Here is a 9,980-nt window from a genome sequence, read left to right on the forward strand (position 1 = left end):
CTTTGCAAAGGTCTTCTTGGAATGTTACCTTTCCTTTTACTTTGGCCATCATAAAACCTCCTTATGTTTTATATTGTTAGACCATCCACTCTTCCCTCATATATAAAGTCATCGGGAATATTTCGCCTTGTAAATTATCTGGTAATTCTTCTGCGACTTTTTCTATAGTAGATATATATTTAATTGGTATGTTAATTTTTTCAGAAACTTTTTTTGCTAATTCTTGACCTTTTAATACATCTTCTACAGTTGTACTTTTTAACATATGAGTATTGTTTACTATGCCTGTTACTTTAGCTCTAGCTGTATCTTCAATTTTCCTTAAATACTCTATAGTTTTATCAACCGTCTGAGTTTCAGGTCTATTGGCATTTAACACAAAAAACATATCGTATCCCCCTGGGACAAAATATTTATTATATCTTCCCAAAGTTCTCGCTCCAGCAGGGTCACCTCCTACATCTATAATTGCTTCATAAGAAGCATCTTGCATAGGAGTTTCTATTTCTGCAGAAATAGCTGGTATATCTACTGCTGCTCCCTTAATGGAACTTCCAATAACTTTTATACCAAGTTTCTCTAACTGGTCAGTTTTTTCCCTACTCCTAAAATAGAGGTTTACTACATCTAAATCTGCTATGGCCACTTTTCTGCCCATTTTTGCTAATTTTACTGCATAATTAATACTAAACTCCGTTTTCCCACTGCCATAATGCCCAATAATAAACCTTAATCTTTTATCTTTTAGCATATCTTCACCTAAATTCTAAATATATTCTTTTGCTTTTTCTTCTCCTCTTAAAACTCTTAATCCACCCTCTGCCAATGCGGTTAACTCATCTTCACCAGGATAGATATACACATCGGATATAAAGTCGACCCTTTCTTTTATCCACTCTGTGAACATTTTATCATGAGCTATACCACCAGTTAATAAAATATCATCTACCTTCCCTTTTAATGCCACGGCACAACTACCTATTTCCTTTGCAACTTGATATGCCATAGCATAATAAATTAATTTTGCATATTCGTCTCCTGCATCTATCCTTTCACACACTTCCAATGCATTATTGGTATTTAGATAAGAAACTATTCCCCCTTTTCCTTTTATCATGTTTTTGATATCTTCATGACTGTATTTTCCAGAATAGCAAAGCTTGATTAAATCGCCTACAGGTAGACTACCTGATCTTTCTGGTGAAAAAGGTCCTTCACCATCTAAAGCATTAGCCACATCTATTACCTTTCCTTTTTCATGGGCTCCTACAGAAATGCCCCCTCCTAAATGGACTACTATTAAATTCATATCTTCATATATTCTATTTTTAAATTTAGCATGTCTTCTTGCAACTGCTTTTTGATTTAATGCATGAAATATACTTTTTCTTTCAATTTCTTTTAATCCGGAAATTCTAGATACTTCTTTTAATTCATCAACAACAACTGGATCCACAATAAAAGCTTTGGCATCTATTGTTTGTGCAATTTCATAGGCTATAATACCACCTAAATTCGAAGCATGCTCTCCTTGTACTCCAACTTTTAAATCCTCTAACATTTTCTCATTTACTTCATAAGTTCCACCTTCTATAGGCTTAAGCAATCCTCCTCTACCAATAATCCCTGAGAGAGAATTGATAGGAATTTTGTTTTCTTTTAAAGTTTCTAAAATTATATTTTTTCTAAACTCATATTGATCGAATATTTTTTCGTATTTTGATAGTTCTTCAACAGAATGTCTTAAAGTTTCTTCAAATATTATATTTTCATCATCGAAAACTGCAATCTTTGTAGATGTAGAACCTGGATTGATAATAAGTAGTCTATGTTTTTCCGCCATTTGCTAGCCTCCTCTATTTTGATGTTAATAATACTCCTAATACAATAGAATGTAGTTTTGCTTCCTGGCTATCTGCTCTTGAAGTCAATACAATAGGAGCTTTTGCACCTAATATTATTCCAGCACTTTTGGAACCTGCTAAAAAAGTTAAAGATTTATAAAGTACATTTCCTGCTTCTATATCTGGCATTAGTAATATATCTGTATCACCAGCTACAATAGATTTAATTCCTTTATGCTCAGCTGCTTCTTTTGAAATAGCATTATCTAAAGCAAAAGGTCCTTCTACAACGCAATCTTTAATTTGATTATTTTCATTCATATCAGCTAATTCTTTTGCATGAATAGTTGCTTCCATCTTAGGGGAAACCTTTTCCTTAGCAGCAATTACAGCTACTTTGGGAGTTTGAATTCCCAAGGAATGAGCTAACTCTACTGAGTTTTCAATAATTTCCTTCTTTTGTTCTAAATTAGGACTAATATTCATAGCTGCATCTGTTACAAAGAAAATCTTGTGATAAGTTTCAACATCAAAGACAGCCACATGACTGATTACCTTCCCAGTTCGAAGACCTATCTCCTTATCCAATACCTGTTTCATTATAACAGAAGTATCTATTAATCCCTTCATCAAAACATCTGCTTTTTTACTGCTAACCAATTCTGTAGCTTTCCTCGCTGCCAAAACACCATCTTTTTCATGGATTATTTCAATTTCAGATAAATTCAATCCTATTTCCTTACTTATTGCTTCTATTTTCAGCTTGTCTCCTACTAAAATTGGTTCTATTATATTTAAATCAACTGCAGCTTTAACTGCTTCTAATACTGGTTTGTCCTCTGCTACTGCAACAGACAATTTCTTTTTGCCTTTTTCTTGAGCTAAGCTTATTAGATCAGCAAAGGATTTAATCATTAGCACATCACCTCATCTTCATATATTTTAGGCTTTACTTCTTTATTTATGACTCTTAATACACCTTTGTTTAAAGCACCCATTTCATCTTCACCAGGGTATACTATAACATTAGATATAAATGATACCATTTCCTTCAAACTTTTTACTAAATAATTTGAATAAGCTAAACCACCAGTTAAAATAATATTATCTACTTCTCCCTTTAAAACTGTGGCCATTGCTCCTATTTCCTTACCTATCTGAAATATCATTGCATCATATATCAATTTTGCATATTCATCTTTAGAATTAATTCTGTCTTCTACTTCTCTAGCATCTATGGTACTCAGGTAAGACATTAGCCCACCCTTTCCCTTTATTTTCCTTTTCATATCTTCGATGCTATACTCTCCAGAAAAACACATTTTTGCTAAGTCTCCAACTGGCAACCCTCCTGCTCTCTCTGGCGAAAAAGGACCCATTTCACTAGCATTATTTACATCTAGCATCCGCCCACCTTTTACAGGAGCTATAGAAATACCTCCACCTAAATGAGCTACAATAAAATTTAGATCTTGTAACTTTTTGTTCAACTCCTTAGCTCTTCTATAGGATACAGCTTTAATATTTAAAGCATGTATTAAAGACTTGCGTTCTATTAAATTTAATCCTGAAATTCTTGCTACTTCTTCAAATTCATCTACAGATACTGGATCCACTATATAGGAATTAATATTTTCTTCATCTCCAATTCCTCTTGCTAAAATTCCTCCTAAATTTGCAGCATGTTCACCACTAATACCTAATCTTAAATCCTCAATCATCTTGTCCGAAACTAGATAGGTACCTCCTGGAATAGGTCTTAGTAATCCTCCTCTACCTACTACTGCCTTTAAATTTGTTCTACTAATATTCTCCTTTTCTAACCATTTATGAATTAAATCTAGTCTATATTGATATTGCTCTGAAATATCATCGTATTTTTCTAATTCATATTTACTATGTTCTAATTTATATGATTTGATTTTTACTTCTCCTTCATAAATTGCTACCTTAGTTGAGGTTGAACCAGGATTAATTACTAAAACATATTTCCTATCCATAATTTCCTCCTTATTCTTCTTTTATTAACGAAATATCAAAGTTTTCAGGTAGAACACTTATTATTTCAATTCCGTCATCTACTATAGTTTCTATACTAACCCTATGAGTTCCTTCTTCTAAATCCTCTAAGTCTAGTTTTAACTCTATATCCTCTTCATCTAATATTTCAATTTGAGAACTAATACCTTTCACAGTAACTGTAAAAGATTTATTTAATTCTTCCTCATCTATATGAAGACTTGAATCCATATTAATAACTTCTACGTCTTCTAAAATATAATCAAAAGTTCTAGTTATGTTTTCTTCTATATTTAAATTTATAGTTATTTCTTGATTTGGATTAGTCAAGCTTACACCTTCTGGTATTTCTAATTTTACTGGTACATTTCTATTGTCTATAAAAGAATTTATATCTATAGGCTCAGTCTTAATAGAGTTTATTCCTATTAGTTCATCTTTTTTCCCTTTTATTTCAATAGTACTTGGATTTATGTTTACATTTACTATTTCATAATTATCTGGCAGTTGATTTTCAGTTTGTAATTCTATTGGCACTTTTTTTGTTTGATATACAGGAATAAAAATATCAACTACATTTTGATCCTTTGATACTCCTCGTACATCGTTCCCTTCATCATCTACAACTTTGATAGGAACAGTTACTCTAATATCTTCTGTTTTATCTGAAACATCTACAAAAGCTATAGCCTTTTCTACAAGGTTTATCCAAGTTCTCGGCCCTTCTATATATATAGATTGAGGTTTTATCTCAGGAGTACCTAAAACATATCCTTGAGGTATTTTCCCTTGAGTTTCAACGACTACAGTACTGTCCTTTCTAATAATTTTATCAAATTTAAATAAAATTTCTTTAGGACTATAATCTACTATTCTAACATCGTTTGGAACTTGGACATATACAGGAACTTTTACATTCCCTTCGGAATAGCCATTTAAATCGACTTGTGCAATGATATCGCTCCTGGATACTTGTAATACTTCAGACCTTCTACCGGAAACACTTACCTTAATGTTTGCATTCTTAGGTTCCATTACAACTAATCCTTGTCTTTCTAAAGCAGATTCGTTTATAAAATCTACATTTACATTTTTTAATTCACTTGTAAAAGGTGGATTTACTTCACTCATAACATAGCTCCACAAAATGATAGCTATAATTAAAGCAAAGATTTTTAATGTTAAATCATTCCTCTTCTCTTTGCTCATCTTTTCGCCTCCATTTTGTAATAAATGTTTGTTTTTGAACCTTTGGTTTGTACATATCCATCAATATTTGTCTTAATGTTTTCGTATCTAAGTATCTAGCTAAGCTACCACTTTCAGCAATAGAGATCGCCCCTGTTTCTTCTGATACTACTATAGCTAAACTATCGGATTTTTCAGAGATACCAAGTGCTGCCCTATGTCTAGTACCTAAATCTTTGCTAAGAGAAGTGTTGTCTGTTAGTGGTAAAAAACATCCAGCAGCCTTAATCATGTCTTCTTTTATAATTACAGCACCATCGTGGAGAGGAGTATTTGGAATGAAAATATTTATAAGAAGGTCGCTAGAAACTTTACCATTTATTTTAGTTCCTGTTTCTACTACTTCACTTAAACCAGTTGTTCTTTCTATAACTACAAGGGCTCCTATCTTCTGTCTAGAAAGGGAAGCTACTGCTTCTACAATCTCGTCTACTATTTGACTTAAACTTTCATCTTTTACTTCTATAAAGGATTTAGTAAAAAAACTACTTCTGCCTATATATTCTAAGGCTCTTCTTAATTCAGGCTGGAAAACTATAAGAATGGCCAAAACTCCTACTGTCATGGTTTTTTCTAAAATCCAATATACAGTATAAAGCTCAATCCATTCACTTATCTTAGTAAATACAAACAAAGCCAAGATCCCTTTAGTAAGCTGTTCAGCCCTTGTTTCCCTAATCAACATAAACAGTTTATAAAAAGCTGCAGCTACTATTAAAATATCTATAATATCTCTTACTCTTAAATTTAAAAATAATCCTTTTAAAGATTCCAAGGGTTACCACACCTTTTTAATGTTTTTACCACACATTATTATTATATAACAAATGTATAGTAATTTGAACTAAATATATGGTATTTTATAAATGTTAATATATTCAGAATATAGTCAATCTTTGATTATTTTGTCCAAGGTGTTATTTAAAGACTCTTTAATCCTCTTTATCTCCACCTCATCTATTTTATAATAAAGCTCTTCATCTTCTAAAAAATCTTCAATAGGTAATATTTCATATTTTAATCCATTATTTGTATACCTTCTAACCCAAGTAGGTATATAAACAATATCTTTAATAATGGTATCATTATTTGAATGATTTTTTTCTAATTCTATCTTTACCATTATTCCGTCTTCAGTATATTTATTATCCATGGTTTCTTTCCTCTGGTTAGATAAAAAATTCCCCATAGAATATATAATGAAATTGTCTTTACCATTGTAGTTGATAATTTCTGTTTCTTGCACTACATGGGGATGACTTCCTAAAACTATATTGGCACCCCATTCTATCATTTTCCTTCCTAGCCCTATTTGATATTCTGAAGGGTATTTCTGATATTCGTTACCCCAATGAACATAAATCACAACTACATCTGCCTCCAAATTTTTTGCTATTTTTATGTCATTTTTAATAATATCTTCATCTATTTTATTTACTATATAAGAAAGTTCTTCTTCTGTTAAAGTATATTCAAGTCCATTAAAACCATAGGAATATGATAGTAAAGCAATCTTTATATCGTTTATTTCTTCAATTAATATTTGGGTGTTAGGCTCCTTATAAGTTCCTATATTTTTCATTCCTTCCCTCTTAATAACTTCTATGGTATTCAATAAACCTTCTTTTCCTTGATCTAGTGCATGATTATTAGCAGTAGTAAGTATGTCAAAGCCTGCATATTTTATAGCTTTTAAAGTTTCTTCAGGAGAGTTGAATCTAGGAAACCCAAAAAAACCAATTTCATTACCTGCTGTAACCGTTTCAAAATTAGCAATAGATAAATCAGCAGAATCTATATATCTTTTTACGTATTGGAATACATTTTTAAAATCATAGGCTTTAGTATCTGGATCATAGGCAGCTCTCACCTGAGGCATATGAAACATTATATCTCCTACTGCCAATAAAGTAGCAGTAGTTATCTTTTCTTCTATTAATTCTTCTGGTTCTATTATAGAAGGCAAAGGCTCTACTTCTTCATGAAGGCTTGTCCTAGTATTTACACTTTCTGGATTAGGTAAAAGTTGATTGGCAATAAAAAAAGAAAAAACTCCAACAATTAATGTTAATACTATAATATATACCCTTTTCATAAATATCCCCATTTCATAGGTTATATTATTATTTTACAATTTATGAAAAGATTTTTCAACCTAGTTATTCTTCTCTTTCAATATCTATAACCCTAGTTTTGGAATCATATATGAATTTGCTTAACTTTCTTTGGTTTATCCACCATATATAGATTACATAAGGGATAAACAATAGGCTAAGTTGAGGTATGCCAGACATTAATATGAAATTAAAGGTTCCATGAAGAAGGATAGGCATATAAAGAGATCTTCTCCTGTTCTTTCTAGCTCTTTTGCTATCTGTATCAAACTTTGCTAAAGATAGATAATATCCCATAGTTATACCAAATACTGCATGGGCTGGAACAGAAAATATCCCTCTATATAGTCCAACATGAGGATTGTTGGCATATCTATATACAACATAGACTATATTTTCTACAGTAGCAAATCCCATAGCTGAAAATACTCCATAAACTATTCCATCTAATTTTTCATTGAAATATTTTGTTTTATAAGGAACTTTTAATATAACTAGTCTTTTAAAATATTCTTCTGTAAATCCTGCTACAATAAAAGCTGTATAAGCAGCCCCCAATACTCCTGAAAAAAGATTAATACTCAATAGTAATTCTTCAACTATTAAAATTGGTATTACTGCTAAAGCTCCTAATAAATACGTTAGTATCAATAACTTTGCTGGTTCTCTGTCATGTCTATCACTTAAATATATACCAAATATTATAGCTATTGCTGGTGTTACAGCTATCACAAATAATCTAATATTCAAAATATCCCCTCCAATAATATAGTTAATTATATTATTGGTAAAAAACAAAAACTGTATTCAGAATTTAATATTTTATCTAAATACAGCCTTTAAAACTACTTTATTATATTACTTAGAATTTAAAAATACATCCAATATATCTTGAATTAAAGTATAAATATTAAGTTCTTTAACAGCATCTACAGTCTCTCCTATGGTCTCATACTGCCAATCATCTTCTTCATGATATAAAACAGTAATCATCACATGAAATGTATTATCTTTTTCTTCTACTTTTCTATATAAACCATTTAACTTGTTATCTGATTTTCTATATACTGGATAATATGTTGCTTTATCAATTATAATTCCATTGTCATCTACTTCATTTTCATAAAACTCTTGATAATTAACTTTTATGTCTTTTTTTTTATCTTCTCTAAATATAATAATACGAATATTATCATTCAGTACATTATCTTTACAAAGTTCTTTTCCTTTAATCTTATATGCAATAAATAATAATTCTATATTTTCTATTTTGTTTTCTACAGTATATACTTTATCTAATTCTGAATTATCTATATAAACTTCTGAATCATCAACAATTTTTATATAGTTTAACTGATATCCTCCTAAATTCTCTGGAAACTGAAATTGAGGATAGGCGTTATAAAAATCTTGAACTCTTATCCCTTTATTATAGTCACTTTCTTCAAAAAAAGGGCCATAATAAAGTTCACTATTTTTTCCAATTAATTCTATGTTTCCATCAATCTCTGTATATTTATATTCATTCAAATTTAATTCATCTCTTATTTTTGATCTCTCGTCAAGTCCATCTCTATATACATTAATTTGTAAAGGTTCAAATGTCTTTCTCGAATTATCTATTATAAAATCTACAATAGTTTCGCTTAATTTTGCTATATATTTTATGTCTACCTTATCAAAATTATCCTCTAAAGTATGTATTATATCTTCACATCCTTCTTGGGATAAACCCGCTCCATTTATACCGTTATTTATAAACTGTCTATGGTCACTAGATCCTATAGTTAATGATTTAGCTGTAGATACATTAAAATCGTACTTTCTAAAATAATCAGCTAATATTTCTATGAGTTTATTATTTTCTCCTTGTCCATCTATTAATAGCTTGCCACCATTTTTTGCACCTACAGAATCTATATTTATATTATATAAGTTTTCATATTTATTTGATATATCATTTACAAATGGTATGCTCCCTTGAAAAAAAGACTCTTCTCCATTAAAGGCACAAAATACAATATCTTGTTCTAATATTTCTTTTTCTGAATAACTTTTCAACTTTTCTGCTATATCTATTAATGCAGCTACACCAGTACCATTATCTATAGCACCTTGCCATATCATATCTCCTTTACTTCCAACATGATCAAAGTGAGCAGTTAACACTATAGCATTATCCCTATTTTGTCCTGGAAGTATGCCTACTACATTATTTTGAGGGAATTCTTCATTCTCCCCTTCTATTTGAAATTTTATATAAATTTCTGATACTCCCTTTTCTATTATCTGGTCATAGACTTTTGAACTTATTTGTATTATAGGCATTATATTTTCCTGATAATTAGGAACCCCAATTCTAAAACTATCTACGGGGTATATAACTCCTGTAGCCTGATCTCTTACGTTTCCTATATTATTTCTGTTTTCTAGTAATACAAATTTATTTTTCATATCTACATTCTCATAATCCATAACTAATTCGCCTTTAAACTCTATATTAGTCATAAAATTTTCTATATAATCTTCTCCATATTTACAATTCATAACTTCTCCATTAGAAAATTCAATTGCCATATTAAAATTTTCTTTTATAATATCCCAGCCCGAGTGAATATATTCAAATAAATAACTATCATCATAAGGTTCTAATTCAATTTCTTTAAAAAAATTCTCTATGTATTCTTCAGCCCTTGCATTCCCTTTTGTTCCAGGTAACCTCCCATTACATTCTTCTGATGTTAAAAACTCTAAA

At 30.3% G+C, this 9,980-nt stretch carries 9 protein-coding genes; all 9 read right to left on the minus strand.

What is annotated here, in order from left to right; genetic code table 11:
- Positions 1-76: 76 nt before the first annotated feature.
- Complete coding sequence (locus tag VK998_RS11085) at positions 77-751, minus strand: nucleotide-binding protein (protein WP_325228286.1); 675 nt, start codon at positions 749-751, stop codon at positions 77-79.
- Positions 752-766: 15 nt separating this feature from the next.
- On the minus strand, positions 767-1,843 hold the full coding sequence (buk, locus tag VK998_RS11090; protein ID WP_325228288.1) for a butyrate kinase: 1,077 nt from the start codon (positions 1,841-1,843) through the stop codon (positions 767-769).
- Positions 1,844-1,856: 13 nt separating this feature from the next.
- The gene (gene ptb / locus VK998_RS11095; protein ID WP_325228290.1) at positions 1,857-2,759 is read right to left on the minus strand and encodes a phosphate butyryltransferase; all 903 of its coding nucleotides are present in this window, start codon (positions 2,757-2,759) and stop codon (positions 1,857-1,859) included.
- Positions 2,759-3,844: a butyrate kinase gene (buk, locus tag VK998_RS11100; protein ID WP_325228292.1), complete on the minus strand. Its 1,086-nt coding sequence runs from the start codon at positions 3,842-3,844 to the stop codon at positions 2,759-2,761. The genes ptb and buk (VK998_RS11100) overlap by 1 nt, the downstream gene beginning before the upstream one ends.
- Positions 3,845-3,854: 10 nt before the next feature.
- Positions 3,855-5,072: a CdaR family protein gene (locus VK998_RS11105; RefSeq protein WP_325228294.1), complete on the minus strand. Its 1,218-nt coding sequence runs from the start codon at positions 5,070-5,072 to the stop codon at positions 3,855-3,857.
- Complete coding sequence (gene cdaA / locus VK998_RS11110; protein ID WP_325228295.1) at positions 5,050-5,886, minus strand: diadenylate cyclase CdaA; 837 nt, start codon at positions 5,884-5,886, stop codon at positions 5,050-5,052. Before cdaA ends, VK998_RS11105 begins: the two co-directional genes overlap by 23 nt.
- A 114-nt stretch (positions 5,887-6,000) precedes the next feature.
- Entirely contained in the window at positions 6,001-7,206 is a 1,206-nt protein-coding gene (locus VK998_RS11115; protein WP_325228297.1) for a CapA family protein, read from the minus strand.
- Positions 7,207-7,270: 64 nt separating this feature from the next.
- Positions 7,271-7,975, minus strand: coding sequence for a PrsW family intramembrane metalloprotease (locus VK998_RS11120; protein ID WP_325228299.1), 705 nt, complete (start codon positions 7,973-7,975; stop codon positions 7,271-7,273).
- Between the two features lie 108 nt (positions 7,976-8,083).
- The coding region (locus VK998_RS11125) for a M28 family metallopeptidase (protein ID WP_325228300.1) at positions 8,084-9,980 on the minus strand (1,897 nt) is incomplete at its 5' end.

The sequence above is a fragment of the Schnuerera sp. genome (assembly GCF_035459645.1).
GTDB lineage: Bacteria > Bacillota > Clostridia > Tissierellales > Tepidimicrobiaceae > Schnuerera.